Annotated in this window: 16 protein-coding genes; 4 read left to right on the forward strand and 12 right to left on the reverse strand. The window is 68.0% G+C overall.

All coding sequences use genetic code 11. The features are described from left to right. Positions 1 to 65 precede the first annotated feature (65 nt). Complete coding sequence (gene uvrB / locus IXW21_RS06250; RefSeq protein WP_194763402.1) at positions 66 to 2,138, reverse strand: excinuclease ABC subunit UvrB; 2,073 nt, start codon at positions 2,136 to 2,138, stop codon at positions 66 to 68. Positions 2,139 to 2,203: 65 nt separating this feature from the next. On the opposite strand from uvrB, the gene IXW21_RS06255 reads away from it, so the two are divergent. Continuing rightward, positions 2,204 to 2,821 carry a DUF4126 domain-containing protein gene (locus IXW21_RS06255; protein ID WP_194763403.1) on the forward strand — a complete coding sequence of 206 codons (618 nt, stop codon included), beginning with the start codon at positions 2,204 to 2,206 and terminating at the stop codon, positions 2,819 to 2,821. 22 nt (positions 2,822 to 2,843) lie between these two features. Here IXW21_RS06255 and IXW21_RS06260 read toward each other — a convergent pair whose 3' ends face one another. From IXW21_RS06260 to rpsA, 9 genes are all read right to left on the reverse strand, one after another. Continuing rightward, positions 2,844 to 4,076 carry an MFS transporter gene (locus IXW21_RS06260; RefSeq protein ID WP_323742178.1) on the reverse strand — a complete coding sequence of 411 codons (1,233 nt, stop codon included), beginning with the start codon at positions 4,074 to 4,076 and terminating at the stop codon, positions 2,844 to 2,846. Further along, entirely contained in the window at positions 4,052 to 4,651 is a 600-nt protein-coding gene (coaE, locus tag IXW21_RS06265) for a dephospho-CoA kinase (RefSeq protein WP_194763404.1), read from the reverse strand. Before coaE ends, IXW21_RS06260 begins: the two co-directional genes overlap by 25 nt. A gap of 32 nt (positions 4,652 to 4,683) precedes the next feature. After that, the gene (locus IXW21_RS06270; RefSeq protein ID WP_194763405.1) at positions 4,684 to 5,268 is read right to left on the reverse strand and encodes a CoA-binding protein; all 585 of its coding nucleotides are present in this window, start codon (positions 5,266 to 5,268) and stop codon (positions 4,684 to 4,686) included. After that, positions 5,265 to 6,569, reverse strand: a complete 1,305-nt coding sequence (locus tag IXW21_RS06275) for an O-acetylhomoserine aminocarboxypropyltransferase/cysteine synthase family protein (protein WP_194763406.1) — start codon at positions 6,567 to 6,569, stop codon at positions 5,265 to 5,267. The genes IXW21_RS06270 and IXW21_RS06275 overlap by 4 nt, the downstream gene beginning before the upstream one ends. Continuing rightward, entirely contained in the window at positions 6,566 to 8,578 is a 2,013-nt protein-coding gene (gene acs / locus IXW21_RS06280; protein ID WP_194763407.1) for an acetate--CoA ligase, read from the reverse strand. The genes IXW21_RS06275 and acs overlap by 4 nt, the downstream gene beginning before the upstream one ends. Then, positions 8,569 to 9,429: an ABC transporter permease gene (locus IXW21_RS06285; RefSeq protein ID WP_194763408.1), complete on the reverse strand. Its 861-nt coding sequence runs from the start codon at positions 9,427 to 9,429 to the stop codon at positions 8,569 to 8,571. Before IXW21_RS06285 ends, acs begins: the two co-directional genes overlap by 10 nt. After that, positions 9,426 to 10,472 carry an aliphatic sulfonate ABC transporter substrate-binding protein gene (locus IXW21_RS06290; RefSeq protein ID WP_194763409.1) on the reverse strand — a complete coding sequence of 349 codons (1,047 nt, stop codon included), beginning with the start codon at positions 10,470 to 10,472 and terminating at the stop codon, positions 9,426 to 9,428. The genes IXW21_RS06285 and IXW21_RS06290 overlap by 4 nt, the downstream gene beginning before the upstream one ends. Continuing rightward, the gene (locus tag IXW21_RS06295; protein WP_194763410.1) at positions 10,469 to 11,323 is read right to left on the reverse strand and encodes an ABC transporter ATP-binding protein; all 855 of its coding nucleotides are present in this window, start codon (positions 11,321 to 11,323) and stop codon (positions 10,469 to 10,471) included. The genes IXW21_RS06290 and IXW21_RS06295 overlap by 4 nt, the downstream gene beginning before the upstream one ends. 145 nt (positions 11,324 to 11,468) lie before the next feature. After that, the gene (gene rpsA, locus IXW21_RS06300) at positions 11,469 to 12,923 is read right to left on the reverse strand and encodes a 30S ribosomal protein S1 (RefSeq protein ID WP_194763411.1); all 1,455 of its coding nucleotides are present in this window, start codon (positions 12,921 to 12,923) and stop codon (positions 11,469 to 11,471) included. 209 nt (positions 12,924 to 13,132) lie between these two features. On the opposite strand from rpsA, the gene IXW21_RS06305 reads away from it, so the two are divergent. Continuing rightward, positions 13,133 to 14,068, forward strand: coding sequence for a 5'-3' exonuclease (locus tag IXW21_RS06305; protein ID WP_194763412.1), 936 nt, complete (start codon positions 13,133 to 13,135; stop codon positions 14,066 to 14,068). A gap of 27 nt (positions 14,069 to 14,095) precedes the next feature. On the opposite strand, the gene IXW21_RS06310 is transcribed toward IXW21_RS06305, so the two are convergent. Then, positions 14,096 to 15,082 carry a PHP domain-containing protein gene (locus IXW21_RS06310; RefSeq protein WP_194763413.1) on the reverse strand — a complete coding sequence of 329 codons (987 nt, stop codon included), beginning with the start codon at positions 15,080 to 15,082 and terminating at the stop codon, positions 14,096 to 14,098. A 7-nt stretch (positions 15,083 to 15,089) separates the two neighbouring features. Continuing rightward, on the reverse strand, positions 15,090 to 16,154 hold the full coding sequence (gene trpD, locus IXW21_RS06315) for an anthranilate phosphoribosyltransferase (RefSeq protein WP_194763414.1): 1,065 nt from the start codon (positions 16,152 to 16,154) through the stop codon (positions 15,090 to 15,092). 192 nt (positions 16,155 to 16,346) lie between these two features. On the opposite strand from trpD, the gene IXW21_RS06320 reads away from it, so the two are divergent. Continuing rightward, positions 16,347 to 17,000, forward strand: coding sequence for a cytochrome c oxidase subunit 3 (locus IXW21_RS06320; RefSeq protein ID WP_194763415.1), 654 nt, complete (start codon positions 16,347 to 16,349; stop codon positions 16,998 to 17,000). A gap of 20 nt (positions 17,001 to 17,020) precedes the next feature. Then, complete coding sequence (locus tag IXW21_RS06325; protein WP_194763416.1) at positions 17,021 to 17,824, forward strand: c-type cytochrome; 804 nt, start codon at positions 17,021 to 17,023, stop codon at positions 17,822 to 17,824. Positions 17,825 to 17,847: the final 23 nt, after the last annotated feature.

Below are 17,847 nucleotides of genomic sequence, written 5' to 3' on the forward strand. Positions count from 1 at the left end.
CCAACCAGCCGGTCCCCATCGTCCGCGGCCCTCTCCCACCTCGCCCCTCGTGCTCGGCCTCGACCTCAGGCGTGCCCGGCCTTCTCCATGGCGCGCAGTTCCTTCTTGAGGTCCTGCACCTCGTCGCGCAGTCGACCCGCGAGTTCGAACTTGAGTTCGGCCGCTGCCGCGAGCATCTGATCGGACAGGTCCTGGATGACGGCTTCGAGCTGCTGCGCCCCCTCGGCGGCGATACCCGTGCGTCGCAGGTTCGGCGTCGGCGACTTGCCCTTGCCGGTCGCCCGCCCGCGACCGGACATCATTTCGGCCGTGTCCGCGCCCTCGCGCGCCAGCACCTCGGTGATGTCGGCGATGCGCTTGCGCAGCGGCTGCGGATCGATGCCGTTCTCCGTGTTGTAGGCGATCTGCTTCTCGCGACGACGATCGGTCTCCTCGATCGCCTTGGCCATCGAATCGGTGATCTTGTCGGCGTACATGTGCACCTCGCCCGACACGTTTCGCGCTGCTCGCCCGATGGTCTGGATGAGCGACGTACCCGAGCGCAGGAAGCCCTCCTTGTCGGCGTCGAGGATCGCGACCAGCGACACCTCGGGAAGGTCGAGGCCCTCACGCAGCAGGTTGATGCCGACGAGCACGTCGTAGACACCCGCCCGCAGCTCGCTGAGCAGCTCGACGCGACGAAGGGTGTCGACGTCTGAGTGCAGGTACCGCACCCGCACGCCATGCTCGCCCAGGAAGTCGGTGAGCTCCTCGGACATCTTCTTCGTGAGCGTGGTGACGAGGACGCGCTCGTCACGGCCGACGCGCACTCGGATCTCCTCGAGCAGGTCGTCGATCTGCCCCTTCGAGGGCTTCACGATGATGTGAGGATCGACGAGTCCCGTCGGGCGGATGATCTGCTCGACCACCCCGTCGGCGATGCCCATCTCGTACTTTCCGGGAGTCGCCGAGAGGTACACGGTCTGACCGATGCGATTCTTGAACTCGTCCCAGCGCAGGGGCCTGTTGTCCATCGCGCTCGGCAGGCGGAACCCATGGTCGACGAGTGTGCGCTTGCGCGACGCGTCGCCCTCGTACATCGCACCGATCTGCGGCACGGTGACATGCGACTCGTCGATCACGAGCAGGAAGTCGTCGGGGAAGAAGTCGAGCAGCGTGTGCGGAGGCTCGCCGGGCTGACGACCGTCCATGTGCCGCGAATAGTTCTCGATACCGGAGCAGAAGCCCAGCTGCTGCAGCATCTCGAGATCGAACGTGGTGCGCATGCGCAGACGCTGCGCCTCGAGAAGCTTGCCCTGCCGCTCGAACTCCTGGAGACGCTCCTCGAGCTCGTGTTCGATCGTGCCGATCGAACGCTGGATCACGTCGGTCCCCGCCACGTAGTGCGAGGCGGGAAAGATCGGCACCGCATCGAGCTTCTCGATCACCTCGCCCGTGAGAGGGTGCAGCGAATAGAGGGCCTCGATCTCATCGCCGAACAGCTCGATGCGGATCGCGTGCTCTTCGTACACCGGGATGATCTCGATCGTGTCGCCTCGCACGCGGAAGTTGCCGCGCGAGAAGTCGACATCGTTGCGGTTGTACTGCATCGCGATGAACTGCCGGATGAGCGCGTCGCGGTCGTACCGCTCCCCCACCTGGAGGGCGACCATCGCCCGGAGGTACTCCTCCGGCGCGCCGAGGCCGTAGATGCAGGAGACGGTCGACACGACGATCACATCGCGGCGGCTGAGGAGAGAGTTCGTGGTCGAGTGGCGCAGACGCTCGACCTCGGCGTTGATCGACGAGTCCTTCTCGATGAAGGTGTCGGTCTGCGGCACGTACGCCTCGGGCTGGTAGTAGTCGTAGTACGACACGAAGTACTCGACCGCGTTGTTGGGCATGAGCTCGCGGAACTCATTGGCGAGCTGCGCGGCCAGTGTCTTGTTGTGCGCGAGCACGAGTGTCGGACGCTGCACCTGCTCGACCAGCCAGGCGGTGGTCGCAGACTTGCCGGTACCCGTCGCACCGAGGAGCACGACGTCGGTCTCGCCCGCATTGATGCGCGATGCGAGCTCGGCGATGGCCTTCGGCTGGTCACCGGCCGGCGCGTACTCGCTGATGACCTCGAACGGACGGACACTGCGGGTGGGTTGCATACCTCCAGCGTAGGCGTGGCCACCGACATCGGGGCCGTGTCGGAGGCCGCACCTAGAGTGGGGGCGTGATCGAGTTCATCATCGGCACCAGCCTTGCAGCGTCGGCGGGCCTCAACGCCTGGATGCCGCTGTTCCTGCTCGGCCTCGCGGATCGGCTCCTGCCCGCCGTCGAGCTGCCGTCCGCGTGGGCGTGGCTGTCGAGCGACCTCGCCCTGTGGATCGTGGGAGCTCTGCTGCTCCTCGAGATCATCGCCGACAAGATCCCCGCTCTCGACTCGATGAACGACATCGTCCAGAGCATCCTGCGTCCGGCGGCCGGGGGCATCGCCTTCGGAGCGGGTGCGGGCGCGCAGACCGTCGCCGTCGACGATCCGGCCTCGCTCTTCGCCGACAATCAATGGGTTCCCGTGGCGGTGGGCATCGCCGTCGCACTCGTGGTCCACATCGTCAAGGCGACGGCGCGGGTGACCGCCAATGCGGCGACAGGAGGGCTCGCCGCCCCCGTCCTCAGCGCGGCGGAGGACGGCGCGTCCTTCGCCCTCGCGGCGGCCGCGATCATCGTCCCGATCCTGGCAGCCGCGCTGCTCATCGGGCTCGTCGTCGCCGTCATCGCGCTCCTCCGCCGACGGGCTCGCCTGCGGCGCGAGCGTCAGCCCGTCGGGCGCGTGACGCGGCCGCGCTGAGGCCGCTCCCCGGCTGGGCCTCTCAGCGACGTCCGTACGGCATCCCGCGCAGAGCGGCGGCGGCGAGCATCGCGGCGATCCCGCACATCGCGAGAACGGCGACGATGAACCACACCCAATCAGCCGCTCCGAACACCACTCCGAGCACCCAGCCGAACAGGCTCGAACCGGCGTAGTAGCCGAAGTAGTAGAGCGACGAGGCCTGAGCCCGATGATCCGGATCGGCCACAACCGGCACCCAGCCGGACGCCACCGCGTGCGCTCCGAAGAAGCCGCCGGTGAAGAGCACGAGGCCGGCGAGCACCACGAAGGTCACGGGAGCGAGCATCGCCATCGCTCCTGCCGACATCACGGCGATCGACCCCAGCAGCACCGGGAACCGCCCCAGCCGAGAGGCCAGCACCCCCGCCCAGGGCGATGACACGGTCCCGGCGAGGTAGGCCAGGAACAGCAGGGTCACGAGCCAGACGGGAAGGGCGAAGGGCGGCTCGACGAGATGGAAGCCGAGGTAGTTGTACACCGCCACGAACGCGCCCATGAGAAGGAAGCCCTGAGCGTAGAGCGCGAGCTGCGTGGCCGAACGCAGCGGCGTCAACAACCGCGTCAGCATCCCGGTTGCGGCGTGTTCGCGGTGTCTGCCCGGGACGAAGCCTCGAGCCCGGGGCGCGAGCCACAGGAACAGCACGTCCGCGAGGGCGCACACGGCGGCCACCGTCCACATGCCGGCACGCCAACCGATCTGCTCACCGACGATTCCCGACACGATGCGTCCGAGGAGTCCCCCCACCGTCGTGCCCGCGATGTAGCTGCCCGCCGCGGTCGCCGCGTTGCGAGCACGTATCTCCTCGCTCAGATAGGCAAGTGCCACCGCCGGGACCGCACCGAGGGCCATCCCCTCGAGAAGCCGCAGCGCGAGCAGCATCTCCAGGCCCGTGCTCAGCGGCGCGACGAGCCCGAGCGCCGTCGCGGTGAGTACGCCGATCACCATGGCCTGCACGCGCCCCAGGCGATCCGCGACCATCGACCACGGGATCACGGCTGCAGCGAGTCCGAGCGTCGCCGCAGACACGGCGAGTGCCGCCGACGCCGGCGCGATGCCGAGGTCGACCGACAACGCCGGCAGAACGGCCTGCGGCGAGTAGAGCTGCGCGAAGGTCGCGATGCCTGCGAAGAAGAGTCCGGCGATCAGCCGTCGGTACTCGGGAGAGCCGGGCGCGTGACCGGAGAACGTCACCGCGGCGTGATCCGCTCCCACAGAGCATCCGTCTGCTCGAGCGTCTTCGCGATCGAACCGGACGTGTCGATGACCTCGTCCGCGATGGCGAGCCGCTTCTCGTCCGACACCTGGGCGTCGATCCGTCCCTCGGCTTCCGCGTCCGTCATGCCGCGCAGGTCGACGAGTCGCCGCCTCCTGATGTCCGCCGGTGCATGCGCGACGACGATCAGATCCCAGGGATCGTCGACCCTGGCCTCGACGAGCAGAGGCACGTCGTACACGACCACGGACTGCGGATCACGGTGCCCCGCCTCGTCGAAGCGTCGCTGCGATTCGGCACGGACCGCCGGATGCACGATCGCGTTCAGCTGCCCGAGCTTGTCCTTGTCGGCGAACACGACGGCACCGAGGGCCGCCCGATCGAGTGAGCCGTCAGGGGCGATGACCTCAGCGCCGAACGTCGAGGCGATCTCTGCGAGCACGGGCGATCCCGGAGCCTGGACGTCGCGGACGATCTGATCGGCGTCCACGATGGTGGCCCCGTGATCGGCGAGTCGCCGTGCGATGGTCGACTTCCCCGACGCGATGCCGCCGGTGAGCGCGATGAGTGGCATCCCGCCAGTCTAGGCTTCGGCGATGCGGAGGCTCAGCGGCCGAGCAGCTGCCGACGCGAGCTGATCACTCCGGTGTCGAATCCGGCGAGGTGCAGTCCACCGTGGAATCGCGCATGCTCGATCTTGATGCATCGATCCATGACGACGGAGAGCCCCTCAGCCTCGGCGATGGCAGCGGCATCCTCGTTCCACGATCCGAGCTGCAGCCACAGCGCACGAGCGCCGACGTCGACGGCCTCCTGCGCGACGCCCGGCAGGTCATCGTGCCTGCGGAAGACGTCGACGATGTCGGGGACCACGGGCAGGTCCGCGAGCGACGCGTAGACCGGCTGCCCGAGAATCTCGGTCTCGCGCGGATTGACGAAGTAGACGTCGTACGACGAACTCGACAGCAGGTACGTGCCGACGAAGTACGACGCTCGGGCCGGGTTGTTCGATGCGCCCACGATCGCGACGGAGGTGGAGCGCCGAAGCAACGCGAACCGCGACTGCTGGCCTGGCCCGACCCACGAGCGCCCCGGAGCCGCCGAAGCAGTCCCGGGCAGCTCGCAGGCCGCGGCCTCAGTGGGCGCCGGAAGGGCGCAGGATGCTGCGGATCCCGTATCCGTCGAGCTCATCGGTTCGTTCCCGTCGCGGTCGTCAGTGCCTGGTCGAGGTCCCAGATGATGTCATCGGCGTCTTCGAGGCCGACCGAGATGCGGATCAGGTCGGGGCGAACACCGGCCGCCGTGAGCTGCGCCTCGGTGAGCTGGCGGTGGGTCGTGGATGCCGGATGGATGACGAGCGTCCTCGCGTCGCCGATGTTCGCCAGATGCGAGGCGAGCTGCAGGTTCTCGATGAGCTTCTCCCCCGCCGCGCGGCCGTCTTCGGCCTTGACCCCGAAGGCGAAGACCGACCCCGGTCCGAGCGGCAGGTACTTCGCGGCGCGCTCATGGTGCGGATGCCCCTCGAGCCCCGCCCAGGTCACGTACTCCACGCGGGGGTCCGAGGCCAGCCAGTCCGCGACGATGCGGGCGTTCGCGAGGTGCGCGTCGATGCGCTGCGGAAGCGTCTCGATACCCTGCAGCAGGTTGAACGCGGACTGCGGGCTCAGCGCCGGCCCGATGTCGCGCAGCTGCTCGGTGCGGAGCTTGGTGAGGAACCCGTACTCGCCGAAGTTGTCCCACCACTTGATCCCGCCGTAGGACTCGACCGGCTCCGTCATCTGCGGGAAGCGTCCGTTGCCCCAGTCGAACGTGCCCTTCTCGATCACGACACCGCCGAGGGTCGTCCCGTGACCGCCGAGGAACTTCGTCACCGAATGGATGACGATGTCGGCGCCGTGCTCGAGCGGACGCGCGAGGTACGGAGTGGCCAGTGTCGCGTCGACGACGAGCGGTACACCGGCGGCGTGCGCGACGTCGGCGAGCCCCTCGATGTCGGCGATCTCGCCCGACGGGTTGCCGATCATCTCGACGTAGATGACCTTCGTCTCGGGGCGGATCGCGGCGGCATAGTCGGCCGGGTCGGTCGAGGCGACGAACGTCGTCTCGACGCCGAAGCGGCGCAGCGTCACATCGAGCTGCGTCACCGTGCCGCCGTAGAGCTGCGCGGAGGCCACTACATGGTCACCCGCTCCGACGAGCGCCGCGAACGTGATGAACTCCGCGCTCATGCCCGAGGCGGTGGCGACGGCACCGATTCCGCCCTCGAGCGAGGCCAGGCGCTCCTCGAGTGCGGCGACGGTGGGATTGCCGATGCGGGAGTAGATGTTGCCGTACTTCTGCAGAGCGAAGAGGTTGCCCGCGTCCGCCGCATCCTCGAAGACGAACGAGGTCGTCTGGTAGATGGGCACCGCGCGAGCGCCCGTGGCGGCATCGGGGGTGCCGCCGGCGTGCAGCGCCCTCGTCCGGAATCCGAAGCGATGTTCTTCCGTCATGGTGTCCTCAGTTCAGCGTTCTCGAGCACGGCGGCGATGTCGTCGACGGCCCACGGGTTCTGCAGAGATGTCGTGTCCCCGAGCGGCGCGGGCGCGCGTCCTGCTCGTCGGTCCTGTTCGGCCTCCCAGAGCTGTGCGAGCAGTCGCCGCATGATCTTGCCCGAACGGGTCTTCGGCAGGTCGGGCACCACGACGATGTGCTTCGGCTTCGCGACAGGGCCGATGGCGGTGGCGACCTGGCCCCGGAGCTCGCTGGTCGAGACCTCAGAGCGTCCGGATGCGGTGACGAACGCGACCACGGCCTGCCCGGTGACCGCATCGGCCACGCCGGCGGTGCCCGCCTCCCCGACCGTGTCATGCGCCACGAGGGCGGATTCGATCTCGATCGTCGACAGGCGATGTCCCGACACGTTCACGACATCGTCGAGTCGACCGAGGATCCAGATGTACCCGTCCGCGTCTCGGGTCGCCCCGTCACCGGCGACGTAGTATCCGCCGTGCTCACCGCGTCCGGCATACGCCGACCAGTACGCGTCGCGGTAGCGCTGCGAGTTGCCCCACACGGTCCGCGCCATCCCCGGCCACGGACGGCGCACGACGAGCGTGCCGGATCTCCCCGGCGCCACCTCATCACCGTTCGCGTCCACGACCGTCGCGTCGATGCCCGGCAGCGGCACGGACGCCGATCCGGGCTTGAGCGTCGTGACGCCGGGAAGCGGTGCGATCATCGCTGCCCCGGTCTCGGACTGCCACCAGGTGTCGACCACCGGGAGCTCGTCGCGCCCGAAGTTCCGGCGGAACCAGATCCACGCCTCGGGGTTGATCGCTTCGCCGACCGTTCCCAGCAGACGCAGGGTCGAGAGGTCGTGCCCCTCCGGCAGATCGGCGCCGAACCAGGTCATGAAGGTGCGGATGAGCGTGGGCGCGGTGTAGTAGACGGTCACCCCGTAGCGCTCGATGATCTCGAGGTGTCGCTCGCGGCTCGGCGTGTCCGGCGTGCCCTCGTAGATGACCTGCGTCAGGCCGTTCGAGAGCGGACCGTAGATCTCATACGTGTGGGCGGTCACCCAGGCGAGATCCGCCGTGCACCAGTGCACGTCATCGGGCTTCGCGTCGAAGTGGGCCCAATGCGCCCAACTCGCGTGCGTGAGGTAGCCGCCGGAGGTGTGGACGAGTCCCTTCGGCTTCCCGGTGGTGCCCGACGTGTAGATGATGAAGAGCGGATGCTCGGAATCGAACGCTTCTGCCACGTGCTCGGACGAGGCGGTGTCGACGACGTCGTGCCACCACACGTCGCGTCCCTCGGTCCAGGGCACGTCCTGCCCGGTGCGCCGGAGCACGAGGACGTGCTCGAGGTCGGGGAGGTCGGCGGCCGCGACATCGGCGGTGGACTTGACCTCGGTGGCGGTGCCGCGGCGGAACTGGCCGTCGCTCGTCACGAGCAGCTTGGCTCCGGTGTCGGCGAGCCGGAATCGCACCGCCTCAGCGGAGAACCCGCCGAACACGAGCGAGTGCACGGCGCCGATCCGCGCACAGGCGAGCGTGATCACGACCGTCTCGATCAGCACCGGGAGGTAGACCACGACGCGGTCACCGGGCCGGATGCCGAGTGCGATCAGCGCGTTGGCCGCGCGCGACACCCTCTCCTGCAGGTCGGAGTACGTCACGACGATGCGGTCGCCCGGCTCGCCTTCGAAGTGCAGAGCGACCTTGTCGCCGCGTCCGGCCTCGACGTGGCGGTCGACGCAGTTGTACGCGACGTTGAGCCGTCCGCCGACGAACCATCGTGCGGCGGGAACGGCATCCCCGACGGGCGGCTCCCACTCGTGAGCCGTGTGCCAGGTCTCGGCCCAGTCGAGCCGCGTCGCCGCCTGCTCCCAGAAGAGGGTCGGATCCGACGCCGCCCGCGCGTACGCCTCGGCGGTCACGTTCGCCGTCGAGGCTATCCCTGCGGGCGCCGGGTACGTGCGGGTCTCGTGCAGTCGTGCTTCCGTCACGGTCACACCCACCGTCGGAGCAGATACTTCTCGACCAGCACGAGAAGAGCGTTGGTGATCGTCCCGAGAAGCGCGAGCAGGACGATCGACAGGATGATCCTGTCCACTCGGCCGCTGTTCTGCGAGTCCGTGAGCAGGAACCCGAGTCCCATCGACGAGGCGATCAGCTCGGCGGCGACGAGGAACAGCCAGGCCTGCGCGAGAGCGAGGCGGAGTCCTGCGACGACCGATGGCACGACGGCGGGCAGCTGCACGGTGCGGAACAGCGACCAGCCTCGGAGGCTGAACGAGCGACCTGCCTCCACGAGCTGAGGGTCGACGTGACGGAGGGCCGAGGCGACGGTCGTGTACACGGGGAAGAAGGCGCCGATGGCGATCAGCGTCACCTTGGACTCCTCGCCGATCTGCATCCACAGGATCAGCAGCGGCACCCAGGCCAGCGACGGCACAGCGCGGACCGCCGAGAGCGTGGGACTGAGCAGCACGTCGCCGATCCGCGAGAGCCCGACGATACCCGCGATCACGAGTCCGATCACCGATCCGATCGCGAAACCGAGCAGCACGCGCTGCACCGAGATCGCGATGTGCGTCCACAGCTGCCCGCGCTCGGCCAGCTCGACGCCCGCGGAGAAGACGGACTCCGGAGACGGGAGGAGGTAGGGCGCGACGAACCCGGTGGTCGTCGCGATCTGCCAGGTGATGACGATGAGGACAGGCAGCAGGAACCCACCGGCGATCCGCACCGCAGGGCGGTCCCACGCATGCCGAGCGCCCACCTCAGAGTGCCGACGGACGCCGCGGCCGGCGTCGAGCGCGTCCCTCGTGTCTGCGGGCACCACCACGCGCTGGTCGGGAAGGATCACTCGTCCCCGACCGCCTTCTCGGCGAACGTCGCGTTCACGATCGAGTCGAGTGCCTTGTCGACCGAATCCTTGCCGCCCTGGACATCGCCGGAATCGACGAGCACGGGGGCGATCTTCTCGAGCACGGCGATCTGATCGTCGCCCGGGATGCCGCTCACGTCGAGGTTCGAGCGCTCGGTGATCACGGTCTCCGCGACCTCGATGTCGATGCCGGCGACTTCGGCGAGCAGCGCAGCCGTCTCATCGGGGTTCTCGAGGGCCCACTCGCGCGCCTGCTCGTATGCGTCGACGACGGCCTGAGCGAGATCGGCGTGGTTCTCGATGAAATCCTCGGAGGCGTTCAGGAACCCGTACGTGTTGAAGTCGACGTTGCGGTAGACCAGCTGGTCGGCCGACTCCACCTCGGCCGCGGCCATGATCGGGTCGAGTCCGGCCCAGGCGTCGACCGAACCGCCGTCGAGCGCAGCGCGCCCGTCCGCGTGCTGGAGGTTCTGCACCTCGACGTCGTCGACCGAGAGGCCCGCCTCCTCGAGCGACTGCAGCAGGAAGAAATAGGGATCCGTGCCCTTCGTCGCGGCGACCGACTTGCCCGCGAGATCCTCGACCGACGTGATGTCGCTGTCAGGACCGACGACGATGGCCGACCACTCGGGCTGCGAGAAGATGTCGATGACCTGGATGGGCGAGCCGTTCGATCGGGCCAGCAGCGCGGCCGAGCCGGCGGTCGACCCCACGTCGATCGATCCGGAGCGCAGCAGTTCGTTCGCCTTGTTGGAGCCGGCGGACTGCACCCACTCGACCGCGACGTCGTCACCGAGGATGTCCTCGAGGATTCCCTGGTCGCGGATCACGAGGCTGAGCGGGTTGTAGGTCGCGAAGTCGATCGACAGCGTGTCTGCGGACCATTCGCCCGACGCGGCCGCATAGTCCGTCGTCGTGTCCGAGGCCGTGGCGTTCTCTCCGGCGACGCAGCCGGATGCGACGAGCATCATCGTCCCGGCGATGGCGATCGCGGGGATGATTCGGCGGGTGATGGTGCTCATCGGGTCTCCTCGGTGGCGGTGCTGTGGTGGGTGTCGACGCCGAGTCCCTCGAGGAGCTCGGCACGGAGGTTCGCGAGGCCGCGATCGGCGCGGTCACGGGGGCGGAAGCCGGGCACGGTGATCGTTCGCGCGATGGATGGCGCATCCGACTCGTCGTCGCCGACGAGAGTGCGTAGAAGCAGCACGCGATCGGCGAGGTAGAGGGCCTCCTCGACGTCGTGGGTGACGAGGAGGACGGTGGTGGGCTCGGCGGCGTGGATCTTCAGGAGCAGATCGTGCATCCGCAATCGCGTGAGGGCGTCGAGCGCGCCGAAGGGCTCGTCGAGCAGAAGGACGCCGGGATTGCGGGCGAGCGCGCGGGCCAGAGAGGCGCGCTGCGCCATCCCTCCGGACACCTCGCGTGGGCGCTGGTCGGCCGCCTGCTCGAGTCCGACGAGAGCGAGCAGCTCGCGCACTCGTTCGCGGCCCTCACGTCGCGCGGTGCCGCGAGGAAGTCCGAGCTCGACATTCTGCGCGATGGTTCGCCACGGCAGGAGCCGCGGCTCCTGGAAGGCGATCGCGGTGCGCTCGTCGACATCGGCGACACCGGAGTCATCGATCAGGATGCGTCCGCCCGTCGGCGCATCCAACCCGCCGACAAGGCGCAGGAGCGTCGACTTCCCGCATCCGGACGGCCCGACGATCGCGACGATCTCGCCGGCGGCGACGTCGACGTCGACTCCGCGGAGGACCTCGCGGCGGCCACGTGTGACGGCGAAGCTCCGCTCCACCCCGTGCAGGCGCACGGGCTGCGCAGTGCCGGCGACGGCCGGACCGCGCGCCGTCGAGGGCGCGGAGAGCAGAGAGGTCATGTCCCTATGCTGTCCAACCGGACGAAATGTGACGAATGCGAACGTAATGTTCGGTCACGGACCCCCACACTCCGCCGGGACGGGCGGATACGCGGAACGGGCCGCCATCCCGAAGGATGACGGCCCGTTCCAGAAAGCGTGATGCTTACGCGTTGCCGCCCGAGAGCTTCTCGCGCAGAGCCGCGAGTGCCTCGTCGTCAGCGAGCGTGCCCGCACCGGCGGATTCGCTCGAGAACGCCTGGCCGCCGAAGTCCTCGCCGGCAGCAGCCTCGGCCTCGGCCGCCTTGGTGACCTGAGCCTTGTGGGCCTCCCAGCGAGCCTGGGCTGCAGCGTACTCCTGCTCCCATGCCTCGCGCTGAGCGTCGAAGCCGTCCTTCCACGCACCGGTCTCGGCGTCGAAGCCCTCCGGGTACTTGTACTCGCCGTTCTCGTCGTACTCAGCGAGCATGCCGTAGAGAGCCGGGTCGAACTCGGTGCCGTTGGGGTCGACCGACTCGTTGGCCTGCTTCAGCGACAGCGAGATGCGGCGACGCTCGAGGTCGATGTCGATGACCTTGACGAACACCTCTTCGCCGACGGAGACGACCTGCTCGGCCAGCTCGACGTGCTTGCTGGAGAGCTCGGAGATGTGGACGAGGCCCTCGATGCCGTCTGCGACGCGCACGAACGCACCGAACGGAACGAGCTTGGTGACCTTACCCGGCGTGACCTGACCGATCGCGTGGGTACGGGCGAACACCTGCCACGGGTCCTCCTGCGTCGCCTTCAGCGACAGGGAGACGCGCTCGCGGTCGAGGTCGACCTCGAGGATCTCGACGGTGACCTCCTGGCCCACCTCGACGACCTCGGAGGCGTGCTCGATGTGCTTCCAGGACAGCTCGGAGACGTGCACGAGGCCGTCCACGCCACCCAGGTCGACGAACGCACCGAAGTTGACGATCGACGAGACGACACCCTTGCGGACCTGACCCTTGTGCAGGTTGTTGAGGAACGTCGTGCGGGACTCGGACTGCGTCTGCTCGAGCAGAGCGCGGCGCGACAGGACCACGTTGTTGCGGTTCTTGTCGAGCTCGAGGATCTTCGCCTCGATCTCCTGGCCGAGGTACGGCGTGAGGTCGCGGACGCGGCGCAGCTCGATGAGCGAGGCCGGGAGGAAGCCACGGAGGCCGATGTCGACGATGAGGCCACCCTTGACGACCTCGATGACGGTGCCGGTGACGACGCCGTCGTTCTCCTTGATCTTCTCGACGTCTCCCCAGGCACGCTCGTACTGAGCACGCTTCTTGGAGAGGATCAGACGGCCTTCCTTGTCCTCCTTCTGGAGAACCAGGGCCTCGACCTCGTCGCCGACCTTGACGACCTCGTTGGGGTCGACGTCGTGCTTGATCGAGAGCTCGCGCGAGGGGATGACACCCTCGGTCTTGTATCCGACATCGAGCAGGACCTCGTCGCGGTCGATCTTGACGATCGTGCCTTCGATGATGTCGCCGTCGTTGAAGAACTTCAGGGTCTTCTCGACCGCGGCCAGGAAGTCCTCAGCAGATCCGATGTCGTTGATGGCGACCTGCTTGGTGGCCGGGGCGGTCGTTGCGGTAGTCATGTAGTGGGTTGTCCTTGTTGAATGGAGTCTCGGGCTGCGGGGCAACGGACGCGCACGTCCGACAGCATGCTCCACAGCGGTTGATGGGGTGTTCGATGCCACGAGGGCATGCACAGGCACGCCACGAGTGACACTTCAGGCTATCAGATGTCGGGCGCCGACGGAGGATGACGATGACGGAATCCGGCGGGCACTGCAAGACTGTGCTCATGCCTCGCGCCGACAAGCTCCTCCTGCTCGACACCGCAAGCCTCTACTTCCGCGCCTTCTACGGCGTGCCCGACAAGGTGACGGCTCCCGACGGCTCTCCGATCAACGCGGTGCGGGGCATGCTCGACATCGTCGCGAAGCTCGTGACGCTGTACGAACCGACCCACGTCGTGGCCTGCTGGGACGACGACTGGCGCCCCCAGTGGAGGGTCGATCTGATCCCGAGCTACAAGTCGCATCGCGTGGTGGAGGCCGTCCCGACCGGACCCGACGTCGAAGAGGTGCCGGATCCGCTCGAGGCGCAGATCCCTCTGATCCGCGAGACCCTCGGGCTGCTCGGGATTCCGATCATCGGCGTGGCCGAGCATGAGGCCGACGATGTGATCGGCACCCTGGCGACGCACGCCACCATGCCGGTCGACATCGTCACGGGGGATCGCGACCTGTTCCAACTCGTCGATGACGCACGGGACGTTCGCGTCGTCTACACGGCGCGCGGCATGAGCAACCTCGAGATCGTCACGGATTCGGTCGTCGTCACGAAGTACGGAGTGCTGCCTAGCCAGTACGCCGACTTCGCCACGATGCGCGGCGACGCATCCGACGGCCTGCCCGGCGTCGCCGGGGTCGGCGAGAAGACGGCGGCCACCCTGCTGCAGGCGCACGGAGACCTCGCGGGAGTCCGCGCCGCCGCGGAATCCGGTGAAGGCATGAGTGCCGGCGTGCGGGCCAAGGTGCTCGCCGCATCGGACTACCTCGACGTCGCGCCGACGGTCGTCGCCGTCGCGACCGCTCTCGAGATCACGGCACCCGATGCCGCGCTCCGTCCGCTGGACCCGTCGGACGTCGATGTGGCGACCGCTGTCGCGGAGAAGTGGAACCTCGGCACCTCGATGACCCGCGCGATCGCCGCCGTGGCGACGACAGGAGATTGAGCTCGCCCACGCCCTCGGGCGACGGGGTCAGCCGGCCCAGGCGAGAAGACGTTCGAGCCCCCAGGTCGTGATGATGCGCGATGCGGGCACGCCGGCACGTTCCGCTCGTGCGGCCCCATGGTCGAGCAGCGACAGCTGCCCCGGAGCGTGGGCGTCGGAGTCAATGGAGAACAGGCATCCCGCCTTGAGCGCGATCGCGATGAGCTCGTCCGGCGGATCCTGCCGCTCCGGTCGGGAGTTGATCTCGACGGCGACGCCGTTGTCCGCGCACGCGGCGAAGACCGCTTCGGCATCGAAGGCGGAAGCCGGTCGAGTTCCGCGCTCACCCTGCACGAGGCGTCCCGTGCAGTGCCCGAGAACGTTGACTCGGGGATTCGACACCGCGTCGATCATGCGCGCGGTCATCGGCCTCGCGTCCATCCGCAGCTTCGAATGGACGGACGCCACGACGATGTCGAGCTCGCCGAGCAGCGCGTCCTCCTGGTCGAGGGCACCGTCGTCGAGGATGTCGACCTCGATGCCGGCGAGAAGAGCGAAACCCTCCCCCGACTCGGCCCGGACGAGCGGCATCTGCTCGCGCAGCCGGTCTGCAGACAGCCCCCGTGCCACCCTGAGCCGCGGCGAGTGATCCGTCACGGCCTGATACTCGTGTCCCAGTGCTCGCGCGGCGGCCGCCATCACCGGGATCGACGTCGTGCCGTCGGACCAGTCCGTATGCGCGTGCAGATCGCCGCGCAGCTTTCCCCTGAGCTCCGACACGATCTCCGGTTCGACCTCGCCACGCAGCTCCACGAGATAGTCGGGGACCTCTCCCCCCTGGGCCTGCCGGATGACCGCGAACGTCGACTCGCCGATGCCCTTGGCCGCGCGGAGCCTGGTCGGGTCTGAGCGGACGTCATCCGGCAGCTGCTGCAGACTGGCCGCCGCCTGACGGAACGCCTTCGCCCGATATCGGGACGCCCGCTCGCGCTCGAGCAGCGATGCGATCTCGAGCAGCGCGGCGACCGGGTCCATGTGCGACCTACGCCGTGGCGAGTTCCCGGCTCACGCCGATCCACTCGTCGAGCTTCGCGGCGGCGCGACCGTCGTCGACGGCCGCCGCAGCACGGGCGTACCCCTCGCGCAGCCTCTCGAGGATCGGGCGCTGCACCTGATTCGCGTCCTGGGAGAGCTCGTAGGCGACGATGCCCGCGGCCGCATTCAGCAGCACGATGTCGCGGACCGGGCCGATCTCGCCCGAGAGCGTCCGGCGGAGCACCTCGGCATTGTGCTCCGGCGATCCCCCGATGAGATCGCTCAGGTCTGCGAGCGGGATTCCGAGGTCACGCGGGTCGAGATCGTGCTCATGGATGTCGCCTCGGGTGACTTCCCAGATGCGGCTGTGACCTGTCGTCGTCAGCTCATCGAGACCGTCGTCGCCGCGGAACACCAGCGCGGTCGCGCCGCGGGTGCGGAACACGCCCGTGATCAGCGGCACCCGCTCGAGCTGTGCGACTCCGACCGCGTTCGCCTCCGCGCGCGCCGGGTTGCAGAGCGGTCCGAGCATGTTGAAGACCGTCGGAACCCCGAGCTCGGCGCGCACGGCCCCGGCGTGCTTGAAGCCGGGGTGAAAGGCACCCGCCCAGGCGAAGGTGATGCCGGTCCTGTCGAGGATCGACGCGACCGACGCCGGATCGAGCGTCAGCTCGAGGCCGAGAGCGCTGAGCACGTCGGACGACCCGGACGACGAGCTCGCCGCTCGGTTGCCGTGCTTCACCACGGGCACTCCGGTCGCGCCGATGATCACCGCCGCGGTCGTCGACACGTTCACTGTTCCGACACGGTCGCCCCCGGTGCCGACGATGTCGAGCACATCGGGCGAGACGGGAAGAGGAACGGCGGCTTCGAGGATCGCGTCGCGGAAGCCGACGATCTCGTCGATGGTCTCGCCCTTGGCGCGCAGCGCCACGAGGAAGCCCGCGAGCTGCGCCTCGGTGACATCCCCGCGCATGATCTTCCGCATCGCCCACGTCGACTCCCAGACACTGAGGTCGCGACGCTCCAGAAGAGTGGTGAGCACGTCGGACCAGGTCAGGGAATCAGCCATGTGTGCGATCCTATCGGCGCGGGGAAAACGTGCAGACTCTTCCACACGAGTGGTCCCGCTCGCGGCATCCCCCGTTTCCCGCGGATTCACCGAGGATTCGCAGTGTTTTCTTAGGGTTGCCTAAGTCGAATCCGGTCCATTTGAGGGTCGTCGGTGCGAGAATCACGCCCGAGGATCGGCCATAATGGAAGGGTGACGACCTCAGCGACGTATGCCCCGGCGGCAAGAACGATCAAGCGCCCCAACCCGGTAGCTGTCGGCACCATTGTGTGGCTCGGCAGCGAGGTGATGTTCTTCGCGGGACTCTTCGCGATCTACTTCACACTCCGCAGCACCTCCCCCGAGCTCTGGGCCGACCGCACCGAACTGCTGAACGTTCCGTTCGCGTTCGTCAACACGGCCATCCTGGTGCTCTCCTCGTTCACGTGCCAGATGGGCGTGTTCGCGGCCGAGGACCTGCAGCCCTACCGGATCGCCAAGGGCCAGAAGAACGGCGCGGGACGCCGTCGCCTCTTCGGCTGGGGCATGGTCGAGTGGTTCTTCCTCACCTTCGCTCTCGGCTCGATCTTCGTCGCGGGTCAGGTGTGGGAGTACGCGACGCTCGTCGCTGAAGGAATGCCGATCAGCGCCGACTCGTATGCCTCGGCCTTCTACCTGACGACCGGTTTCCACGCACTGCACGTCACCGGCGGCCTCATCGCGTTCCTGCTCGTCATCGGACGTGCGTACGCCGTCAAGAATTTCCGGCACAAGGAGGCGACCTCCTCGATCGTGGTGTCCTACTACTGGCACTTCGTCGACGTCGTCTGGATCGTGCTGTTCGTCGTTATCTACTTCCTGAAATAAGAGCGGAGCTGATCCCCGAGATGGCACGAGAGAAGAAGCGCCGTTCGAACGGCCGTCGCAGCCCCCTGGCTGCGGTGGCCCTCATCGGAGCAGGACTCATGATCACCGGCGCCGTGTACGCCGGCGCATCGGCTGCGTTCGCCGCGACCGACACCACGACCGCTGCGGAGAGCACGCTCACCGTCGAGGACGGCGAGAAGCTGTTCCAGGCGAACTGCGCGACCTGTCACGGACTCGACCTGCAGGGCACCGCCAACGGCCCCAGCCTCTACGGCGTGGGTGAGCTCGCGACCGAGTTCCAGCTCTCCACCGGTCGCATGCCCCTGCAGATGCAGGGGCCGCAGGCACCGCAGAAGCAGCCTCAGTTCACCGAGGACCAGATCCTCGCGATCTCGTCGTTCGTGCAGGAGTCCGCTCCCGGCCCGACGTTCCCCGACAAGCACATTCTCGACGGGGAGGGCGATGTTGCGAACGGCGCGGAGCTGTTCCGCGTCAACTGCGCGATGTGCCACAACGTGGCCGCCGCGGGTGGCGCACTCACCGAGGGCAAGTACGCTCCGGCACTCACCGAGACCAGCGCGCTGCACATGTACGCCGCGATGGTCACCGGCCCCCAGAACATGCCCGTGTTCGGCGACATGAACCTGTCCGACGAAGACAAGCGCGACATCATCTCGGCTCTGCTCTACCAGCAGCAGTCGGTGCAGATCGGCGGCTTCTCGCTCGGTTCGCTGGGTCCCGTGTCCGAGGGCCTGTTCGTCTGGATCTTCGGAATCGGCGCGCTCGTCGCCATCACCGTGTGGATCACGGCGAAGTCCAACTGACGCTTATTCATCGAAGAGGAACG

The sequence above is a fragment of the Microbacterium sp. UFMG61 genome (assembly GCF_015354505.1).
In the GTDB taxonomy this organism is placed as follows: domain Bacteria; phylum Actinomycetota; class Actinomycetes; order Actinomycetales; family Microbacteriaceae; genus Microbacterium.

Coding starts and splice junctions, on each gene's coding strand:
- trpD (WP_194763414.1), bottom strand. CDS start 16,154: ATGGCTGATTCCCTGACCTGGTCCGACGTGCTCACCACTCTTCTGGAG.
- IXW21_RS06270 (WP_194763405.1), bottom strand. CDS start 5,268: ATGAGCTCGACGGATACGGGATCCGCAGCATCCTGCGCCCTTCCGGCG.
- IXW21_RS06295 (WP_194763410.1), bottom strand. CDS start 11,323: ATGACCTCTCTGCTCTCCGCGCCCTCGACGGCGCGCGGTCCGGCCGTC.
- coaE (WP_194763404.1), bottom strand. CDS start 4,651: ATGCCACTCATCGCGCTCACCGGCGGCATCGCGTCGGGGAAGTCGACC.
- uvrB (WP_194763402.1), bottom strand. CDS start 2,138: ATGCAACCCACCCGCAGTGTCCGTCCGTTCGAGGTCATCAGCGAGTAC.
- IXW21_RS06325 (WP_194763416.1), top strand. CDS start 17,021: ATGGCACGAGAGAAGAAGCGCCGTTCGAACGGCCGTCGCAGCCCCCTG.
- rpsA (WP_194763411.1), bottom strand. CDS start 12,923: ATGACTACCGCAACGACCGCCCCGGCCACCAAGCAGGTCGCCATCAAC.
- IXW21_RS06275 (WP_194763406.1), bottom strand. CDS start 6,569: ATGACGGAAGAACATCGCTTCGGATTCCGGACGAGGGCGCTGCACGCC.
- IXW21_RS06305 (WP_194763412.1), top strand. CDS start 13,133: ATGCCTCGCGCCGACAAGCTCCTCCTGCTCGACACCGCAAGCCTCTAC.
- IXW21_RS06310 (WP_194763413.1), bottom strand. CDS start 15,082: ATGGACCCGGTCGCCGCGCTGCTCGAGATCGCATCGCTGCTCGAGCGC.
- IXW21_RS06290 (WP_194763409.1), bottom strand. CDS start 10,472: ATGAGCACCATCACCCGCCGAATCATCCCCGCGATCGCCATCGCCGGG.